The following is an 18,809-nucleotide window of genomic DNA, read 5'->3' on the forward strand; positions in this document are numbered from 1 at the left end:
CTGAGCAACGTCACTGCGCCGAGGCCGGCGCCGCTGGCGGTGGACGGTCGGCCCCACCACCGGCGGGACGGGGCAGTCGGTCCCGGACGATGTCCCACACGTCGTCGGCGAGTCGGGCCTTGCTGCGCTCGTCGAGCACGGCGACCGTGCCGTCGGCATCGAGCACGGTCGCGGCGTTGGCGTCGGCACCGAAGACCCGGTCGACGCCGACCTGGTTGGCCACGATCAGGTCGGCGCGTTTGCGCACCAGTTTCGCCCGGGCGTTCGCCATCAGGTCACCCGTTTCGGCGGCGAACGCGACCAGCAGCTGCCCCGGCCGTTTCGCCGCGCCCAGTTCAGCGGCGATGTCCGGATTGGTGACGAGTTCGATTACCGGCGGACGACCGGAATCGCCCTTCTTAATCTTTTCGGGCGTGTAGGTGGCCGGCCGGAAGTCCGCCGGTGCGGCGGCCATCACCACGACGTCGGCGTACCGCGCGGCGGCGAGCGTCGCGACCCGCAGCTCCTCGGTGCTGCCCACCCGGATCAGCTCCACCCCGGCGGGATCAGGCAGCGTCACGTTCGCGGCGATCAACGTGACCTGGGCGCCCCGGGCGGCGGCGGTACGGGCGAACGCGTACCCCTGCTTGCCGGACGACCGGTTGCCGATGAACCGGACCGGGTCGAGTGGTTCGCGCGTCCCGCCGGCGGTCACCACCACCCGCCGCCCGGCCAGGTCGGCCGGCTGGGTGCCGGGGCGCTCCAGTACCTCGCGCAGGAGCTCGAAGATCTGCGCCGGTGCCGGCAGCCGGCCCTTGCCCGAGTCGGCCCCGGTGAGCCGGCCGACGGCCGGCTCGATGACCCGGACCCCCCGGGCCCGCAGCACCGCCACGTTGTGGACGGTCGCCGGGTGCTCCCACATCTCGGTGTGCATCGCCGGAGCGAGCACCACCGGGCAGCGGGCGGTCAGCAGAGTGCTGGTGAGCAGGTCGTCGGCGAGCCCGTGCGCGGCGCGGGCGATCAGGTCCGCAGTCGCCGGGGCGACCACGACCAGATCCGCCTGCTGCCCGAGGCGTACATGCGGCACCTCGTGGACGTCGCTCCAGACGTCGTCGGCGACCGGCTGCCCGGACAACGCCGACCAGGTCGGCGCACCGACGAAGCGCAACGCGGCCACGGTCGGCACCACCCGCACCTGGTGGCCCGACTCGGTCAGCAGGCGGAGCAGTTCGCAGGCCTTGTATGCGGCGATCCCGCCGCCGACGCCGAGAACGACCCGGGCCGGCCCACGGCCCGTTGGGGCGCCGTCAGGGCCCGCTGGGGCGCCGCTCAGGGCTGGTCGGTGGGCTCGGCGACGAGCAGGCCGGAGTTGATCTCCCGCATGGCGATGGAGAGCGGCTTCTCCTGCGGGGTGGTCTCGACCAGCGGGCCGACGTACTCCAGCAGGCCCTCGCCGAGCTGGCTGTAGTAGGCGTTGACCTGACGGGCACGCTTGGCGGCGAAGATCACCAGGGCGTACTTCGAGGAGGTCTTCTCCAGCAGCTCGTCGATGGGCGGGTTGGTGATGCCTTCCGGGCTGGCGATGGATCCCACGGATGCAACCTCTGTGTCGTCGAGTCAGGTGTGTCGCCGGGTCAGACCGTGCGCTGGATCAGACCGTACGCTCAGTCGGACCGTACGGGTGAGTCAGGCCGTGTGCTGTGGATGTACCGGCGTCAATAACGATGAACCGAGCAATCCTACCAGCTCGGCGGCGGCCCGCCCGACCTGGTCGTTGACCACGGTCACGTCGAACTCCTGCTCGGCGGCGAGTTCCTCGTCGGCATGCGCAAGCCGGCGACGGATCGTCTCCTCGTCGTCCGTGCCCCGCCCGACGAGCCGCCGTTTGAGCTCCTCGACACTGGGCGGAGCGAGGAACACCAACTGGGCCTCGGGCATCGCCTTACGGACCTGCCGGGCACCCTGCAGGTCGATCTTGAGCAGGACCGGCTCACCGGCGTGCAGCCGCTGCTCCACGGCGCTGCGCGGCGTGCCGTACAGGTTTCCGGCGAACTCGGCCCATTCGAGCAGCTGCCCGCTGGCGGCCATCCGCTCGAACTCGGGCCGGTCGACGAAGTAGTAGTGAACGCCGTCAACCTCGTAGTCCCGCATCGGGCGGGTGGTCACCGAGACGGACAGCCAGATCCAGGGCGAGCGCGCCCGGATCAGCTCGATCACGCTGTCCTTGCCGACCCCGGAGGGGCCGGAGAGGACCGTGAGCCGAGCTGCCGGGCGCGCGTCGTCATACATGGTCACTGCTTGTTTCTACACCCTGCCGCGAGTCAGTTCGCGGCGAACTCCCCGAGCAGGGCCTTGCGCTGCTGGTCGCCGAGGCCACGGAGGCGACGGCTGTCGGCGATCTTGAGCTTCTCCATGATCTGGGTCGCCCGGATCTTGCCGATGCCCGGCATCGCCTGCAGCACGGCGGAAACCTTCAGCTTGCCGACAACGTCGTCGGACTCCGCCCGGTCGAGCACGGCGGCGAGGGTGGTCTTGCCCTGCTTGAGCTGCTCCTTCAACTCAGCACGGGCCTTACGGATCTCCGCGGCCTTCTCCAGCGCGGCTGCACGCTGTTCGGGGGTCAGTGACGGGAGCGGCACCAGTTCTCCTCAGGTCCCTATCGCGACGGGCGGATCGCACCGCCGCATCTGTGAAACGTGGTGTGGCTGGGCCCCAAAGGGGCATGTGGTTCCCAGCGCCGGGAAAACTAGCGGTCAGCGACGTTTTCGGCAACGTGGGACCCCCTCGATCACTGCGTGGTGATGGATCGCTCACTCAGATCGCAGGGTCCAGGGCGGCCCGACACTTAGCAAGCGTATGTTCGGCCGAAGCCCGCAACGCCGCCACTTCCGGCCCGCTGCGCAGCACCTGTCGCGAGTACGAGGGCAGGACTGCGGAAAGCGCTTGCCCAAACACGGTGCGCAGGTCCTCGGGCCGACCACCCTGCTCACCGAGGCCCGGCGCGAGCAGCGGGCCATTGACGTTCGACAGTTCGTGACCGGTGTCGCCAACGGTCGCCCCGACCACCAGACCGAAACTGCCAATGGGCTGCGCACCCGCGTTGAGCTGCGAAATCTCATCGATCACCGTCTGCGCGACTGTGCGCCCATCGGACAGTCGTGCATGTTGCACCTGACGGCCTTCCGGATTCGAGGTCAACGCGAGCACGAAGACGCCACCGCCGTGTTCGGCAGCCGACTCGAACATCGGCGCCAACGCGCCGACCCCCAGAAACGGGCTGGCCGTGACCGCGTCGGCGGCCAACGGACTGGCCGGATCGAGATACGCCGAGGCATACGCGGCGGCCGTGGACCCGATGTCGCCCCGCTTCACATCGAGCAGGACGAGCACCCCGGCGTCGCGCAACTGTCGGATAGTTGACTCAAGCACGGCGATGCCGGCGGACCCGAAACGTTCGAAGAACGCCGACTGTGGCTTGGCCACCGCGACCACGTCACCGAGCGCGTCGACCACCGTCGCGGTGAACCGCGCGAGGCCGTCGACGTCGTCGGGCAGACCCCACTGGGCCAGTAGCTGCGGGTGCGGGTCGATGCCCACGCACAGCGGACCACGGACGGCCACCGCCCGGTGCAGCCGCTCGCCAAAGGTCTCCATCGGTTGCCTCCTTGTCCGGCGGTCCGGCACGCGGACCGGCGAAAGCCGGCCGGGGTCATCCTCGGCGCGGTACCGCTGCGGCCGCAGCCGCCATCGCACGGGCGATCCGCGCGACGTCGTCGTCGTCGGTCAGGTACGGCGGCATCGTGTAGATCAGGTCCCGGAAGGGCCGCAACCAGACTCCCTCGGCCACCGCCGCGTCGGTCGCCGCCGCCACGTCGACCGGACGGTCGAGCTGCACCACCCCGATGGCGCCGAGCACCCGTACGTCACGCACCCCGGGCAGCGCCGCGACCGGAGCCAGGCCCGCCCGCAGGCCGGCCTCGATCCGACGTACGGCGTGCTGCCAGTACGGCCCGGCCGCCGGCCCACCGGTGGCCGCCGGCGGACCGGTCACCGCGCCGCCGGGCCCGCAGGCCGCAGTGTCCGCAGCGACCGGAGCCCGCAGCAGGTCGATCGAGGCGTTGGCCACCGCGCAGGCCAACGGGTTGCCCATGAAGGTGGGTCCGTGCGCCAGCACCCCGTCGGCGGAGATACCGGCGGCCACCTCGGGCGTACACAGCGCGGCGGCCAGTGTCAGGTACCCACCGGTCAACGCCTTACCGACACAGAGCACGTCAGGGGTGACACCGGCATGCTCGGCGGCGAAGAACGCGCCGGTACGGCCGAAGCCGGTAGCGATCTCGTCGAAGATCAGCAGTACGTCGTGCGCCGTGGTCACCTCCCGCAGCGCCCGTAGATACCCCGGGTGGTGGAAGCGCATCCCGCCGGTGCCCTGCACCACCGGCTCGACGATCACCGCAGCGATCTCGTCGGCGTGCCGGGCGATCCCGTCGACCAGCTCGGCGAGATAGCCCTCGTCAGGGGCCGCGCCGAAGTCCGCCGGCGGGGCGGACACGAACACCTGAGCCGGCAGCACCCCCCGCCACAGGTGGTGCATCCCGCCCTCGGGGTCGCAGACGCTCATCGGATGGAAGGTGTCGCCGTGGTAGCCGCCCCGCCAGGTGGCCAGCCGTCGCTTACCGGGCCGCCCCCGGGCCAGCTGGTACTGCAGGCACATCTTGATCGCGACCTCGACGCTGACCGAGCCGGAGTCGCAGAGAAAGACGTGCTCCAGGCCGGACGGGGTGATCTGCGCCAGGGTGTGCGCGAGCCGGACCGCCGGCTCGTGGGTCAGGCCGCCGAACATCACGTGCGCCATCCGGCCCAGCTGGTCGGTGACGGCCGCGTCGAGCACCGGGTGCCGGTAGCCGTGCACGGCCGCCCACCACGACGACATCCCGTCGACCAGCTCCCGGCCGTCGGCCAGCCGCAACCGGACCCCGGCAGCGCTGTCCACCAGGTACGGTGCGACAGCCGGCGGCAGCGCGGCGTACGGGTGCCAGACGTGCCGGCGGTCGATGTCGAGCAGCTGCGCCGGCGGCCACCCACCGGCCACCGGCCGCTGTGCGCTCATCGCCCCCGTACCCGCCGCACGATCGCCCGGACCAGCGCCGGCCCCCGGTAGATGAACCCGGTGTAGAGCTGCACCAGGCTGGCCCCGGCGTCGAACATCCGGGCCGCGTCGTCCGGGTCGAGGACGCCGCCGACCCCGATGATCGGCAACGCGCCGTCGGTCTCCCGGTGGACGAAGGAGACCACCTCGCGGGCCCGGTCGGTCAGCGGACGGCCGGACAGCCCGCCGGCCTGCTGCGCCGCGCCGGTGTCAGCGGCGGCCAGGCCGGCGCGCGACAAGGTGGTGTTGGTGGCGACGACCCCCGCCGCTCCCCGGGCCAGGCAGACCTCCAGCAGTTCGGCGATGGCCGGCTCGGACAGGTCCGGTGCGATCTTGACCAGGATCGGACGCTCGCCCACCAGCATCGCCAGCAGTGTGTCGAGGTGTTCCCGGTCCTGCAGCTGCCGCAGCCCCGGGGTGTTCGGCGAGGAGACGTTGATCACAAAATACTGTCCGTAGCCGCTGAGCGCCTTGTACGACGCCAGATAGTCGTCCACCGCCTCCTCGATCGGGACGACCTTCGACTTGCCCAGCGAGATGCCCAGCGGCACCGGACGGTCGGCGTACGCCGGGTGGGCCCGGCCGAACCCGCGCCGCTGCTCCAGCCGGCCGAGGACGGCGAGCCGGTCGGCGAGCGCCTCGGCACCGGCGTTGTTGAAGCCCATCCGGTTGATCACCGCCTCACTGGCCGGCAACCGGAACAGCCGGGGACGGGGGTTGCCCGGCTGTGCCTGGGCGGTGACGGTGCCGACCTCGACGAAGCCGAAGCCGAGCGCCGGCCAGGCCGGCAGCGCCAGGCCGTCCTTGTCCATCCCGGCGGCCAGCCCGACCGGGTTGGGAAAGTCGACCCCGAAGACGGTACGCGGCGCGGCCACCGCGTACCGGGCGCGCAGTGCGGCCAGCGCCACCGGATGCCGCGACAGCGTGGCCAGCCGGTGCAGCGTCCACTCGTGGGCGGCCTCGGCGTCGCCGCCACCGAGACGGAACAACGCCGAACGGGCCAGCCGGTAGCCGCCCCCGCCGCTCACCGCCCCGCCTGCCCGGCGGCTGTCTCGGGCCGCAGCGCCGCGTGCAGCTGCTGCAACGGCCGGACCGACATGTCGCCGGCAATCAGCGCCTCGATGCCCATCACGGCGGCGGCCACGCCCGGCACGGTGGTGACACAGGGGGTGTCGGCACCGACCGCCGCGCTGCGGATCTCGTACCCGTCGGAGCGGGCACTGGCCCCGGAGCCCTGCGGCGTGTTGATCACCAGCGCGAACTCCCCGGCGGCGATCAACGACACCGCGTCGGGGCCGCCCGAACCGGGCTCCTCCCAGTGTTTGCGGGCCAACTCGCAGGAGATGCCGTGGCGGCGCAGCACCTCGGCGGTGCCGGCGGTGGCCACGATGTCGAACCCGAGGTCGGCCAGTCGCTTCACCGGGAAGATCATCGACCGTTTGTCGCGGTTGGCGACCGAGACGAAGATCTTGCCGCTGGTCGGCAACGACCCGTACGCCGCCGCCTGGGACTTGGCGAAGGCTTTGCCGTACGCCGGGTCGATGCCCATCACCTCGCCGGTGGACTTCATCTCCGGGCCGAGCAGCGAGTCGACGCCGTGCCCGGCGCGGGTGCGGAACCGCTTGAACGGCAGCACCGCCTCCTTGACCGCGATCGGCGCGTCCGGCGGCAGCGTACCGCCGTCGCCGGTGGCCGGCAGCAACCCTTCGGCCCGCAGTTGCGCCACGGTGGCCCCGAGCATGATCCGGGCCGCTGCCTTGGCCAGCGGCACCGCCGTCGCCTTGGAGACGAACGGTACGGTCCGCGAGGCGCGGGGGTTGGCCTCCAGCACGTACAGCACGTCGTCCTTGAGCGCGTACTGGACGTTGAGCAGACCGCGGACCCCGACGCCACGGGCGATCTGCTCGGTGTAGTGCCGGATGGTGGCCAGGTGCGGGGCGGCCAGGGTGATCGGCGGCAGCGCGCAGGACGAGTCGCCGGAGTGGATGCCGGCCTCCTCGATGTGTTCCATCACCCCGCCGAGGTAGACCTCGCCGGTGGCGTCGCAGAGCGCGTCCACGTCGATCTCGATGGCGTCGTCGAGGAACCGGTCGACAAGCACCGGGTGCTCCGGCGAGATGTCGGTGGCCCGGCCGATGTAGTCGCGCAGCGTCGCGTCGTCGTAGACGATCTCCATGCCGCGCCCGCCGAGTACGTACGACGGGCGGACCAGCACCGGGTAGCCGATCTCGTCGGCGATCGCCTTGGCCTGCTCGAACGACACGGCGGTGCCGTGCGCCGGGGCGCGCAGCCCGGCCCGGGCCAGCACCTGACCGAAGGCGCCACGCTCCTCGGCGAGGTGGATCGAGGCCGGCGGGGTGCCGACGATCGGCACGCCGGCGTCGGCGAGGCGCTGCGCCAGTCCGAGCGGGGTCTGGCCCCCCAGCTGGACGATCACGCCGACCACACCGGGGCCGCCGGAAGCCCTGCCGCTGGCGTCCTCAGCCTGCCAGACCTCCAGCACGTCCTCGAAGGTGAGTGGCTCGAAGTAGAGCCGGTCGGCGGTGTCGTAGTCGGTGGAGACCGTCTCCGGGTTGCAGTTGACCATGACGGTCTCGTAGTCGGCCAGCGCCATCACCGCGTGCACGCAGGAGTAGTCGAACTCGATGCCCTGCCCGATGCGGTTCGGCCCGGAGCCGAGGATCAGCACCTTCGGCCGGTCCGAGCCGGCGACCTCGGTCTCGGCGTCGTAGCTGGAGTAGTGGTACGGCGTACGGGCGGCGAACTCGGCGGCGCAGGTGTCTACGGTCTTGTAGACCGGGCGCAGCCCGAGCCGGTGCCGCAACGTGCGTACCCCGTCCTCGCCGGCCAGCTCCGGACGCAGCGCGGCCACCTGCCGGTCGGACAGCCCGGCCCGCTTGGCCCGGCGCAGCAGCGCGGCATCGAGCACCGGCGCGGCCTCGATCTCGCCGCGCAGCGCGACCAGACCGGCGATCTCCTCGAGGAACCAGGGGTCGATGCCGCCGGAGGCGACGTGGACCTGATCGACGGTGGCACCCAGCCGCAGCGCCCGTTCGACGGTGTAGAGCCGGCCGTCGTGCGGGGTGGCCAGCTCGGCCAGGGTGGACTCGACGGTGGCGTCGGCCGGGTCGGGCGTCGTCCAGAAACCGGCGGCCTTCGTCTCCATCGAGCGCATCGCCTTGTTCAGCGCCTCGGTGAAGTTGCGGCCCAGGCTCATCGCCTCGCCGACCGACTTCATCGTGGTGGTCAGCTCCGGGTCGGCGCCGGGGAACTTCTCGAACGCGAACCGGGGGATCTTGACCACGACGTAGTCGAGGACCGGTTCGAACGCGGCCGGGGTCTGCTTGGTGATGTCGTTGGGGATCTCGTCGAGGGTGTAGCCGATGGCCAGCTTCGCGGCGATCTTCGCGATCGGGAAGCCGGTCGCCTTGGAGGCCAGCGCCGACGACCGCGACACCCGGGGGTTCATCTCGATGACGACGAGCCGGCCGGTCTGCGGGTGTACGGCGAACTGGATGTTGCAGCCGCCGGTGTCGACGCCGACCTCGCGAAGTACGGCGATGCCCATGTCGCGCATCTGCTGGTACTCGCGGTCGGTGAGGGTCATCGCCGGGGCGACGGTGACGCTGTCGCCGGTGTGCACCCCCATCGGGTCGATGTTCTCGATGGAGCAGACCACGACCACGTTGTCGTTGCGGTCGCGCATCAGCTCCAGCTCGTACTCCTTCCAGCCGAGCACGCTCTCCTCGATGAGGACCTCGTGCACCGGCGAAGCCGCCAGTCCCGCGCCGGCGATACGCTCCAGGTCGTCCGGGGTGTGGGCCATGCCGGAGCCGAGCCCGCCCATGGTGAACGACGGCCGGATCACCACGGGCAGACCCAGCTCGGCGACGGTGTCGCGGACCTCGGCCATGCTGTGGCAGACCCGGCTGCGCGGGGTCTCGCCGCCGGCGGTCGCGACGATGTCCTTGAACAGCTGGCGGTCCTCGCCGCGGCGGATCGCGTCGATGTTCGCCCCGATCAGCTCCACGCCGTACTTGTCCAGCACGCCCGCTTCGTGCAGCGCGACCGCCGTGTTCAGCGCGGTCTGCCCACCCAGGGTGGGCAGCAGCGCGTCGGGGCGCTCGCGGGCGATGACCAGCTCGACGAACTCGGGCGTGATCGGCTCGACGTAGGTGGCGTCGGCGAACTCGGGGTCGGTCATGATGGTCGCCGGGTTGGAGTTGACCAGCGACACGCGCAGCCCTTCGGCGCGCAGCACCCGGCACGCCTGGGTGCCGGAGTAGTCGAACTCGCAGGCCTGGCCGATGATGATCGGCCCGGAGCCGATCACCATGACATGCTGCAGATCTGTCCGCTTAGGCATGCTTTCCCTCGATCAGCTCGACGAACCGGTCGAACAGGTAGTCCGCGTCGTGCGGGCCGGCCGCCGCTTCCGGGTGGTACTGGACGGTGAACGCCGGCACCTCGCGGGCCCGCAGCCCCTCGACCACGTCGTCGTTGAGGCACACGTGGCTCACCTCGACACCGCCGAAGTCGGTGTCGATCACCGTGTTCAGCGGGGCGTCCACGGCGAATCCGTGGTTGTGGCTGGTCACCTCGACCTTGCCGGTGGCCCGGTCCAGCACCGGCTGGTTGATGCCGCGGTGGCCGTAGCCGAGCTTGTAGGTGCCGAAGCCCAGCGCCCGGCCGAGGATCTGCGAGCCGAAACAGATGCCGAACAGCGGGATCCGGCGCCCCATCACCTGGCGGGCCAGCGCGACCGGATGGTCGGCGGTGGCCGGGTCACCCGGCCCGGGGGAGAAGAACACCGCGTCCGGGCCGGTCGCCAGGACCTGCTCCAGCGTCGAGGTCGCCGGCAGCACGTGGGTGGTCACCCCACGCTCGGCGAGCCGGCGCGGCACGTTGCGCTTGATGCCCAGGTCCAGCGCGGCGACCGTGTAGCGGTGCTCGCCCTGGGCGGTGACCGTGTACGGCTGGCCGGTCGTCACTTCGGCCGACAGGTCGGCGCCGACCATCTGCGGGCTCTGGCGGACCTTGGCGAGCAGTTCCTGCGGGTCGTCGGTCAGGCTGGACACGCCTACCCGCATCACCCCCCGGTCGCGCAGGTGGCGGGTCAGCGCCCGGGTGTCGACCCCGCAGATGCCGACCACGCCCTCGGCGGCGAGCCGCTGCTCCAGGTCGCCGGTGGCGCGCCAGTTGGACGGCCGGCGGGCCGGGTCGCGGACCACGTAGCCGGCCACCCAGATCCGGTCGGACTCGTCGTCGTCGGCGTTGACCCCGGTGTTGCCGATGTGCGGTGCGGTCTGCACCACCACCTGCCGGTGGTAGGACGGGTCGGTCAGCGTCTCCTGGTAGCCGGTCATCGCGGTGGTGAACACCGCCTCGCCGAAGGTCTCCCCGACCGCGCCGTAGCTCTCACCCGGGAAGACCCGGCCGTCCTCGAGCACCAGCAGCGCCGGTACCCGCCGCAGCGCGGCGGTGGCGTCGTCGTTCATCGCACGGCCTTTCCGTCGAGCACGGTCGCGTCGCCGTGCAGGAAGGTGGCGACCACCTGGCCGGGCAGCACCATCCGCGCGTACGGGGTGTTGCGGCTGCGGCTGGCCAGCTCCCCCGGGTCGACGGTCCGGCTGGCGGCCGGATCGACCAGGGTGAGGTTCGCCGGGGCGCCCGGCGCGGGGTCGTGCCCGTGCGCGGTCAGCCCGGCGATCCGGGCCGGGGCCCGGGACATCCGCTCGGCGATCAGCTCCCAGTCTGGTACACCGTCGGCGTCGTGCAGGGCGGTCGTGAGCAGCACCACGGACAGGGCGGTCTCCAACCCGAGCATGCCGGGTCGGGCGTACGCCCATTCGCACTCCTTGTCCTCGACGGCGTGCGGAGCGTGATCGGTGGCGACGATGTCGATGACGCCTTCGGCGAGCGCGGCCCGCAGCGCGGCGACGTCCTCGCCGGTGCGCAGCGGCGGGTTGACCTTGAACACCGGGTCGTAGCTGACCGGTGCCTCGTGGGTGAGCAGAAGGTGGTGCGGGGTGACCTCGGCGGTGATCCGCACGCCGCGCGCCTTGGCCTGCCGGACGATCTCCACGCTGCCGGCGGTGGACAGGTGGCAGACGTGCAGCCGGCTGCCGACGTGTTCGGCCAGCAGCGCGTCCCGGGCGATGATCGCCTCCTCGGCGACCGCCGGCCAGCCGGTCAGGCCGAGCCGGGTGGAGACCTCGCCCTCGTGCATCTGGGCGCCCTCGGTCAACCGGGGCTCCTCGGCGTGCTGGGCGATGACGCCGTCGAAGGCCTTGACGTACTCCAGGGCGCGGCGCATCAGCCGGGGATCGGCGACGCAGTGCCCGTCGTCGGAGAAGATCCGCACGGCGGCGGCGGAGTCGGCCATCGCGCCGAGTTCGGCGAGGCGTTCACCGGCCAGCCCGACGGTGACCGCGCCGATCGGCTGCACGTCGACCAGGCCGGCCTGCCGGCCGAGCCGCCAGACCTGCTCGACGACGCCGGCGGTGTCGGCGACCGGTGAGGTGTTCGCCATGGCGCAGACGGCGGTGTAGCCGCCGAGCGCGGCGGCCCGCGACCCGGTTTCGACCGTCTCGGCGTCCTCGCGGCCGGGCTCGCGCAGGTGGGTGTGCAGGTCGACCAGGCCGGGCAGGGCGACCAGGCCGTCGGCGTCGACCACCTGGGCGCCGGCGGCCGCCACGCCGGGGCCGACCTCGGCGACGACGCCGTCGCGCAGCAGCAGGTCGGTCCGCTCGCGGCCGAGGACGCGCACGCCCTTGATCAGGTACGCGCTCACAGCGAGATCCTTTCGTCGTACGCCTGAGGTCCGTGGTGCCCTCGGAGGTGCTGGTGCCTGCCGGGTGACCGGTGCGGTGACTGACGGTCGTGGCTCATGCGCCGCGACCACCCAGCAGCAGGTAGAGCACGGCCATCCGGACGCTTACCCCGTTGGCGACCTGTTCCACGATCGTCGACCGGGGCGAATCGGCCACGTCGGCGGATATCTCCATGCCCCGGTTCATCGGGCCGGGGTGCATCACGATGGCGTGGTCGGGCAGTCGGCGCAGCCGGGCGCCGTCGAGTCCGTAGCGGCGGGAGTACTCCCGGGCCGACGGGAAGTAGGAGTCGGCCATCCGTTCGTGCTGCACCCGCAGCATCATCACCACGTCGGCGGTGGGCAGCACGGTGTCCAGGTCGTAGCCGACGCCGACCCCGGAGGCGAGCGCGGTGGCGATGTCGACCGGGATCAGCGGCGGCGGCCCGACCAGGGTGACCTTGGCCCCGAGGGTGGTCAGCAGCAGCACGTTGGAGCGGGCGACCCGGCTGTGCAGCACGTCGCCGACGATCACCACGTGCAGGCCGGCGAGGCGACCCAGCCGGGCCCGGACGGTGTACGCGTCGAGCAGTGCCTGCGTGGGGTGCTCGTGAGTACCGTCGCCGGCGTTGACGACCGAACCGTCGACCCAGTTGGCGAGCCGGTGCGGCGCCCCGGACGCCGGGTGGCGGATCACCACCGCGTCGGCCCCCATCGCCTGCAGGGTGAGCGCGGTGTCCTTGAGGCTCTCGCCCTTGGAGACGCTGGAGCCCTTGGCCGAGAAGTTGATCACGTCGGCCGAGAGCCGCTTGGCGGCGGCCTCGAACGAGATCCGGGTCCGGGTGGAGTCCTCGTAGAAGAGGTTGACCACGGTCCGTCCGCGCAGCGTCGGCAGTTTCTTGACCTCGCGGCCGGCCAGCGAGGCGAGTTCGACCGCGGTGTCCAGGATCCGGGTGGCGGTGGCGGCGTCCAGGTCGGCCCCGGACAGCAGGTGTCGGATCATCGGTGGCTGCCGTCCCGCGCCGCTGCCGGGTCCTGCGCCGTCGGACCCGGCGAGCTGAACAGCCGTACCTCGTCGGTGCCGTCGGTCTCGGCGAGCAGCACCTTGACGTTCTCGGTCAGCGCGGTCGGGATGTTCTTGCCGACGTAGTCGGCGCGGATCGGCAGCTCGCGGTGCCCCCGGTCGACCAGGACCGCCAACTGGACCGAGCTGGGCCGGCCAAGGTCACTGATCGCGTCCAGGGCCGCGCGTACCGTCCGACCCGAATAGAGGACGTCGTCGACCAGGATCACCCGTTGCCCGTCGATGCCGGCCGGCGGCAGATCGGTGGGGCCGACCGCCCGGGTCGCCTTGAGTCGCAGATCGTCCCGGTAAAGAGTGATATCCAGCACACCGACGGGGACGTCGACGCCCTCGAAGGTCCGGATCCGGTCGGCCAGGCGACGGGCGAGTGGAATGCCCCGGGTGGGAATTCCGAGCAGAACGGTGCGCTGCGCGCCGCTGGTCTTCTCCAGCACCTGATGGGCGATCCGGTCGACGGTTCGCGCAATGTCTGCGCTGGTCAGGATGCACTTTACGGACGGTGGCATCGTCGCCGGTGATTGGGTGGCCGATGGGTAGGCCACAGCGGACCTCCTTCCCCGCCTCACGGGACGGGTCGTTAAAGGACGTCGGGGGCACCGCCAGCCGGACCTCGGCTGGTCAGCGGTCACGCCGAACGTTACCAGCGTCCACCGACCGGCCGGATCAGGGGCGCTGAGTGTCGCATCAGTAAGACGAAATTCCGGGCAACTCGTTACGATCTTGCTCACTCATTACTATTCACCACTTGACCGCGCTTGCGAACCGCCGTACCGTCACGCTCCGTAGCGATCGCTGGGGAAAGCCCCGGGCAAAGCACTGGGAGAGTCCGTATGCCCTCTGAGTACGCCAAGTCGTTGGGCGCCCGCCTGCGCTCCATCCGTCAGCAGCAGGGGCTGTCCCTGCAGGGGGTGGAGGAGAAGTCGAACGGGCGTTGGAAGGCTGTCGTCGTCGGTTCCTACGAGCGTGGGGACCGGGCTGTCACCGTCTCCCGCCTGGCTGAACTGGCCGACTTCTACCGGGTTCCGGTGTCGGAACTGCTGCCCGACGGCAGCGGGGTACGCCACGAACCCACCAGCAAGATCGTCCTGGACCTGGAGCGGCTGTACGACGAGGTCGCTGACGACCTCGCCTACGTCGCCCGGTACGCCCGGGCGATCCAGCAGCAGCGTGGCGACTACAACGGTCGGGTGCTCTCCATCCGCGCCGACGACCTGCGCGCCCTGGCGATCGTGTACGACTCGTCGCCGTCCGGCCTGATCGAACGGCTGAACGAGCACGGCGTACTGGTCGCCGACCCCCGGGCGTTCTTCGCCTCCTGACGCCAGCCGGCGCACCAACCGGCGACGGGGTCCGATCCTGCGGGATCGGACCCCGTCGCCTACGGGACACAGGACGGCGGCGAGACACCAGCTCGCCAGTGTGGGCCCGGACAGCCGGAGACGGCCCGGCCGTCTAGTGCGGGGTGTACTCGGCGATCCGGTCCAGCAACCCGTTGAGGAACCGCGGCGAATCGTCGGTCGACATCTGCCGGGCCAGCTCCACCGCCTCGGTGATGGCCACCGGGTCGTCGATCTCGTCGACGTAGAGCAGCTCGAACACGGCGATGCGGGCCAGGTTGCGGTCAACCACCGGCATCCGTTCCAGCGTCCACCCCTCGGCATAGCTGCCGATCAGCTCGTCGATCCGGCTCCGGTGCCGGGAAACGCCCTCCACCAGACCGATCGCGTAGTCGAGGTGCTCCGGCCGCGGTGACAACCGGGCGACGTAACCGATCAGTACCTGCTCCGGCGGGATGTCCCGCAGGTCCGCCTCGTAGAGCACGTCGAGGGCCCGCTTACGCGCCTTGCGGCGCGCCGGCATCGAGGTCTTCGGACCCTCGGCCATCAGGCGCGGCCGAGGTAGCGGCCGTCGCGGGTGTCGACCTTGATCTTCTCACCGGTGGTGATGAACAGCGGCACCTGCACCGTCGCCCCGGTCTCCACCGTCGCCGGCTTGTTGCCCCCGGTCGACCGGTCCCCCTGCAGCCCCGGCTCGGTGTAGGTCACCTCGAGGATCACGCTGGTCGGCAGCTCGATGTAGAGCGGCACGCCCTCGTGGGTCGCCACGATCGCCTCGGCCTCGGGCAGCAGATAGTTCGCGGCCTCACCGACCGTGCCACCCACGACGGTGATCTGGTCGTAGGTCTCCAGATCCATGAAGACGTAGTCCTCGCCGTCGGCGTACAGGTACTGCATGGTCCGCTTGTCGACGGTCGCGGTGTCGACCTTGGTGCCCGCGTTGAAGGTCTTGTCGACGACCTTGCCGGAGAGCACGTTCTTCAAGGTGGTGCGCACGAAGGCGCCGCCCTTGCCGGGCTTGACGTGCTGGAATTCGACGACGGACCACAGCTCGCCGTCGAGGTTGAGAACCAGCCCGTTCTTCAGGTCGTTGGTGGTGGCCATTTCCTGCCTTGATCTTCAATTGGCGGACGGACCTGCCAAGTCTATCGGTCCGACGTCGTCGCCTCGGCCCGGCCTGCGGCGAGCTGGGCGATGTGCCGCAGCGCCAATCGGTAGCCGTCCACCCCGAGTCCGCAGATCACCCCGGTCGCCACCGCCGACACCACCGAGTGGTGCCGGAACTGCTCCCGGGCATGGATGTTGGAGATGTGCACCTCGATCAGCGGACCCCGCAGCATCGCGCAGGCGTCGCGGACCGCGTACGAATAGTGCGACCACGCACCCGGGTTGAGCACCACCGCCGCCTCGGCGTCGGCCGCAGCGTGCAACCAGCCGAGCATCTCGTGCTCGGCGTCGGTCTGGCGCACCTCGACGTCGAGACCGACCTGCCGCCCGGTCTCGACGCACATCGTCACCAGGTCGGCGTAGCTGACCTCACCGTAGACGTCGACCTGACGGCTGCCCAGCCGGCCCAGGTTCGGCCCGTTCAACACGTACGCCTTCACGCGCCGGCCACCGACCGGTACGCCCGCGCCAACGCCTCGTCGTCCGGCCCGTCGAGGATCCCGGGGCGGGCCAGCCCGTCGAGGACCACCAGCCGCAGCCGGGCACCCCGCGCCTTCTTGTCCACCCGCATCGCGGCCAGCAGGTCCGGCCAGGCGTCGGCCCGGTACGTGGTCGGCAGCCCCAGCGCGGTGAGCACCGCCAGGTGCCGGTCGGCGACCTCGGCGTCGAGCCGGCCGACCTGCCGGGCCAGGGTCGCGGCGTACACCAGGCCGACCGACACGGCGTGCCCGTGCCGCCAGCGGTAGCCCTCGACCTTCTCGATCGCGTGCGCCAGCGTGTGTCCGTAGTTGAGGACCTCCCGCACCCCGGACTCCCGCAGGTCGCCGCCGACCACGTCGGCCTTGACCCGTACGGCGCGCTCGATCAGCTCCCGTACCGACGCGCTGGTGGCGTCGGTGGCGGCCGCCGGATCCCGCTCGATCAGGTCCAGGATCGCCGGGTCGGCGATGAACCCGCACTTGACCACCTCGGCCAACCCGGCCACCAGGTCGGTCAGCGGCAGGCTGGCCAGCAGGTTCAGGTCACAGATCACCCCGGCCGGCGGGTGGAAGGACCCGACCAGGTTCTTGCCGGCGGCCGTGTTGATCCCGGTCTTGCCGCCGACGGCGGCGTCGACCATGCCGAGCAGGCTGGTCGCGACCGGCACCCACCGGACCCCGCGCAGCCAACAGGCGGCGACGAAACCGGCCAGGTCGGTCACCGCGCCGCCGCCGACCCCGACCACCGCGTCGGTACGGGTGAAGCCGGCGTCGCCCAACATCGCCCAGGCCTGTGCCGCCACGTCGATCGACTTGCCGGCCTCGGCGTCGGGCACCTCGATCAGCAGTGGCTGCGCACCGGCGGCGGCACACGCAGCGGCGATCCGGTCGGCGTGCGCCTTCAGCGGCGGCGCGTGCAGCACCGCCACCCGGTGCGCGTCGGGCAGCAGCGTGGGCAGTGTGTCGAGCAGCCCCCGGCCGACCAGTACGTCGTACGGGCGGTCACCAGGCACCGGGATGCGGGTCGTGGCGTCCATCGACGCCGAGCCTAGTCGCTGCCCGTCGTCGGTGGCCCGCAACAGCGTCGCGATCTCCTCGGCGACCTCCTGCGGGGTCCGGCCGTCGGTGGCCACCCGGTGGGTGGCTACCTGCTCGTACAGCGGCCGGCGCTGCTCCATCAGGTGTTTGAGGGTCGCCCGGGGGTTGAGCGCCAACAACGGGCGGCCGGCGCCGAGCCCGACCCGGCGGGCCGCGTCGGCCAGCTCGACGCTCAGGTAGACCACCGTATGGCCGGCCAGCAGCGCCCGGTTCGCCTCGGCCAGGACCGCACCGCCGCCCAGGGCCAGCACCCCGGCGCAGGTGCGCAGCGCGTCGCTTACGGCGGCCTGCTCCAACTCCCGGAAATGCGCCTCGCCGTCGTCGACGAAGATCTCCGGGATGGGTTTGCCGGCGGCGGCGACGATCTCCGTGTCGGTGTCGCGGAACTCGCAGCCCAGCAGCGCGGCCAACGCCTCACCGGTGCTGGTCTTGCCGGCCCCGGGCGCGCCGACCAGCACACACACCGGTGCCATCAGCGGATCACCAGATGGTCCAGGTAGCCGCCGAGGTTGCGGCGGATCTCGGCGACCGAGTCGCCGCCGAACTTCTCGGTCAGCGCCTCGGCGAGCACCAGCGCCACCATCGACTCGGCCACCACCGCCGCCGCCGGGACGGCACAGACGTCGGAACGCTGGTTGATCGCCGTCGCCGGCTCACCGGTGGTGACGTCCACTGTCGACAGCGCCCGGTTCAGCGACGAGATCGGCTTCATCGCCGCCCGTACCCGCAGTGGTTCACCGGTGCTGATCCCGCCCTCCAGGCCGCCGGCCCGGTCGGTCACCCGTCGGACCCCCGACGCGGTGGGGATGATCTCGTCGTGGGCGACCGAGCCACGTGAGCGGGCCTGCTGCCAGGCGTCACCGATCTCCACACCCTTGATCGCCTGGATCGACATCAGCGCGGTGGCGAGCCGGGCGTCCAGCTTGCGGTCCCACTGCACGTGGCTGCCCAGCCCCGGCGGTACGCCGTAGGCGAGCACCTCCACGATGCCGCCGAGGGTGTCGGCGTCGGACTTCGCCGCGTCGACCTCGGCGACCATGCGGGCGCTCGCCTCCGGGTCGAGGCAGCGCAGCGGGTCGGCGTCGACCCGTTCGGCGTCCTCCGGGCGTGGCTGCAGCCCCGGCTTGGCCGCGACCGACCCCAGCTCGACCACGTGCGAGACGATCTCGATGCCGAGTGCCTGGCGGCACAGCGCCCGGGCGACCGTACCGACCGCGACCCGGGCCGCGGTCTCCCGCGCGCTGGCCCGCTCCAGGATCGGCCGCGCGTCGGTGTGGCCGTACTTCTGCATCCCGGCCAGGTCGGCGTGCCCTGGCCGGGGCCGGGTCAGCGGGGCGTTGCGGGCCTGGCCGGCCAGCTCGTCCGGGTCGACCGGATCGGCCGCCATCACCGTGCGCCACTTCGGCCACTCCGAGTTGCCGACCCGGATCGCCACCGGGCTGCCCAGCGTCACCCCGTGCCGCAGACCGCCGATGATCTCGATCTCGTCCTGTTCGAAGGCCATCCGCGCACCCCGGCCGTAGCCGAGTCGGCGGCGGGCCAGCTCGCGGCCGATCTCGGCGCTGGTCACCTCGACGCCGGCGGGAACGCCTTCGAGGAGGGCCACCAGCGCGGGGCCATGGGATTCACCTGCAGTCAGCCAGCGCAACACGTCGGAAAGTGTGCCACGACCGGGCCGGCGGCCGGCACCGCGCGGCCCGGCCGT

Annotated in this window: 18 protein-coding genes and 1 pseudogene; 1 reads left to right on the plus strand and 18 read right to left on the minus strand. The window is 71.5% G+C overall.

What is annotated here, in order from left to right; all coding sequences use genetic code 11:
- Positions 1-10: 10 nt before the first annotated feature.
- From coaBC to pyrR, 12 genes are all read right to left on the minus strand, one after another.
- Positions 11-1,312 carry a bifunctional phosphopantothenoylcysteine decarboxylase/phosphopantothenate--cysteine ligase CoaBC gene (gene coaBC / locus O7608_RS22810; protein WP_289210997.1) on the minus strand — a complete coding sequence of 434 codons (1,302 nt, stop codon included), beginning with the start codon at positions 1,310-1,312 and terminating at the stop codon, positions 11-13.
- On the minus strand, positions 1,309-1,572 hold the full coding sequence (gene rpoZ / locus O7608_RS22815; protein WP_282227731.1) for a DNA-directed RNA polymerase subunit omega: 264 nt from the start codon (positions 1,570-1,572) through the stop codon (positions 1,309-1,311). Before rpoZ ends, coaBC begins: the two co-directional genes overlap by 4 nt.
- 93 nt (positions 1,573-1,665) lie before the next feature.
- A complete protein-coding gene (gene gmk / locus O7608_RS22820) occupies positions 1,666-2,268 on the minus strand; it encodes a guanylate kinase (protein ID WP_289206541.1) in 603 nt (200 codons plus the stop codon).
- 32 nt (positions 2,269-2,300) lie between these two features.
- Positions 2,301-2,618 carry an integration host factor, actinobacterial type gene (mihF, locus tag O7608_RS22825; protein ID WP_123601181.1) on the minus strand — a complete coding sequence of 106 codons (318 nt, stop codon included), beginning with the start codon at positions 2,616-2,618 and terminating at the stop codon, positions 2,301-2,303.
- A gap of 175 nt (positions 2,619-2,793) precedes the next feature.
- On the minus strand, positions 2,794-3,633 hold the full coding sequence (pyrF, locus tag O7608_RS22830; protein ID WP_289206542.1) for an orotidine-5'-phosphate decarboxylase: 840 nt from the start codon (positions 3,631-3,633) through the stop codon (positions 2,794-2,796).
- A gap of 55 nt (positions 3,634-3,688) precedes the next feature.
- Positions 3,689-5,089, minus strand: coding sequence for an adenosylmethionine--8-amino-7-oxononanoate transaminase (bioA, locus tag O7608_RS22835; protein ID WP_289206543.1), 1,401 nt, complete (start codon positions 5,087-5,089; stop codon positions 3,689-3,691).
- On the minus strand, positions 5,086-6,156 hold the full coding sequence (locus O7608_RS22840) for a quinone-dependent dihydroorotate dehydrogenase (RefSeq protein ID WP_289206544.1): 1,071 nt from the start codon (positions 6,154-6,156) through the stop codon (positions 5,086-5,088). The genes bioA and O7608_RS22840 overlap by 4 nt, the downstream gene beginning before the upstream one ends.
- Positions 6,153-9,494, minus strand: coding sequence for a carbamoyl-phosphate synthase large subunit (gene carB, locus O7608_RS22845; protein ID WP_289206545.1), 3,342 nt, complete (start codon positions 9,492-9,494; stop codon positions 6,153-6,155). Before carB ends, O7608_RS22840 begins: the two co-directional genes overlap by 4 nt.
- Positions 9,487-10,602 (minus strand): glutamine-hydrolyzing carbamoyl-phosphate synthase small subunit, encoded by a 1,116-nt coding sequence (gene carA, locus O7608_RS22850; protein WP_289210998.1) that lies wholly within the window; start codon positions 10,600-10,602, stop codon positions 9,487-9,489. The genes carB and carA overlap by 8 nt, the downstream gene beginning before the upstream one ends.
- Positions 10,603-10,622: 20 nt before the next feature.
- Positions 10,623-11,921 (minus strand): dihydroorotase, encoded by a 1,299-nt coding sequence (locus O7608_RS22855; protein ID WP_289206546.1) that lies wholly within the window; start codon positions 11,919-11,921, stop codon positions 10,623-10,625.
- A 94-nt stretch (positions 11,922-12,015) separates the two neighbouring features.
- Positions 12,016-12,942 carry an aspartate carbamoyltransferase catalytic subunit gene (locus O7608_RS22860; protein ID WP_289206547.1) on the minus strand — a complete coding sequence of 309 codons (927 nt, stop codon included), beginning with the start codon at positions 12,940-12,942 and terminating at the stop codon, positions 12,016-12,018.
- Positions 12,939-13,565 carry a bifunctional pyr operon transcriptional regulator/uracil phosphoribosyltransferase PyrR gene (gene pyrR / locus O7608_RS22865; protein ID WP_502959140.1) on the minus strand — a complete coding sequence of 209 codons (627 nt, stop codon included), beginning with the start codon at positions 13,563-13,565 and terminating at the stop codon, positions 12,939-12,941. Before pyrR ends, O7608_RS22860 begins: the two co-directional genes overlap by 4 nt.
- A 288-nt stretch (positions 13,566-13,853) precedes the next feature.
- Here pyrR and bldD point away from each other — a divergent pair, with 288 nt between their 5' ends.
- A complete protein-coding gene (bldD, locus tag O7608_RS22870) occupies positions 13,854-14,342 on the plus strand; it encodes a transcriptional regulator BldD (protein WP_282227742.1) in 489 nt (162 codons plus the stop codon).
- 133 nt (positions 14,343-14,475) lie between these two features.
- On the opposite strand, the gene nusB is transcribed toward bldD, so the two are convergent.
- The 6 genes and pseudogenes from nusB to aroC form a co-directional block, all read right to left on the minus strand.
- On the minus strand, positions 14,476-14,883 hold the full coding sequence (gene nusB / locus O7608_RS22875) for a transcription antitermination factor NusB (protein WP_289210999.1): 408 nt from the start codon (positions 14,881-14,883) through the stop codon (positions 14,476-14,478).
- A 23-nt stretch (positions 14,884-14,906) separates the two neighbouring features.
- Positions 14,907-15,464, minus strand: coding sequence for an elongation factor P (efp, locus tag O7608_RS22880; protein ID WP_289206549.1), 558 nt, complete (start codon positions 15,462-15,464; stop codon positions 14,907-14,909).
- A gap of 41 nt (positions 15,465-15,505) precedes the next feature.
- Positions 15,506-15,967: a type II 3-dehydroquinate dehydratase gene (gene aroQ, locus O7608_RS22885; protein ID WP_289206550.1), complete on the minus strand. Its 462-nt coding sequence runs from the start codon at positions 15,965-15,967 to the stop codon at positions 15,506-15,508.
- Positions 15,964-17,043: a 3-dehydroquinate synthase gene (gene aroB, locus O7608_RS22890; protein WP_289211000.1), complete on the minus strand. Its 1,080-nt coding sequence runs from the start codon at positions 17,041-17,043 to the stop codon at positions 15,964-15,966. The genes aroQ and aroB overlap by 4 nt, the downstream gene beginning before the upstream one ends.
- Before the next feature lie 39 nt (positions 17,044-17,082).
- Positions 17,083-17,577, minus strand: a pseudogene (locus tag O7608_RS22895) (shikimate kinase); the annotation flags it as partial.
- Entirely contained in the window at positions 17,577-18,755 is a 1,179-nt protein-coding gene (gene aroC, locus O7608_RS22900; RefSeq protein ID WP_289206551.1) for a chorismate synthase, read from the minus strand. The pseudogene O7608_RS22895 and the gene aroC, both read right to left, overlap by 1 nt.
- Positions 18,756-18,809 lie beyond the last annotated feature (54 nt).

The sequence above is a fragment of the Solwaraspora sp. WMMA2056 genome (genome assembly GCF_030345095.1).
Taxonomy (GTDB): Bacteria; Actinomycetota; Actinomycetes; order Mycobacteriales; family Micromonosporaceae; genus Micromonospora_E.

Bases quoted from the DNA above. Each gene is read 5' to 3' on its own strand.
- gmk (WP_289206541.1), bottom strand. From the start codon at position 2,268: ATGTATGACGACGCGCGCCCGGCAGCTCGGCTCACGGTCCTCTCCGGC.
- pyrF (WP_289206542.1), bottom strand. From the start codon at position 3,633: ATGGAGACCTTTGGCGAGCGGCTGCACCGGGCGGTGGCCGTCCGTGGT.
- bioA (WP_289206543.1), bottom strand. From the start codon at position 5,089: ATGAGCGCACAGCGGCCGGTGGCCGGTGGGTGGCCGCCGGCGCAGCTG.
- carB (WP_289206545.1), bottom strand. From the start codon at position 9,494: ATGCCTAAGCGGACAGATCTGCAGCATGTCATGGTGATCGGCTCCGGG.
- O7608_RS22860 (WP_289206547.1), bottom strand. From the start codon at position 12,942: ATGATCCGACACCTGCTGTCCGGGGCCGACCTGGACGCCGCCACCGCC.
- bldD (WP_282227742.1), top strand. From the start codon at position 13,854: ATGCCCTCTGAGTACGCCAAGTCGTTGGGCGCCCGCCTGCGCTCCATC.
- nusB (WP_289210999.1), bottom strand. From the start codon at position 14,883: ATGCCGGCGCGCCGCAAGGCGCGTAAGCGGGCCCTCGACGTGCTCTAC.
- efp (WP_289206549.1), bottom strand. From the start codon at position 15,464: ATGGCCACCACCAACGACCTGAAGAACGGGCTGGTTCTCAACCTCGAC.
- aroB (WP_289211000.1), bottom strand. From the start codon at position 17,043: ATGGACGCCACGACCCGCATCCCGGTGCCTGGTGACCGCCCGTACGAC.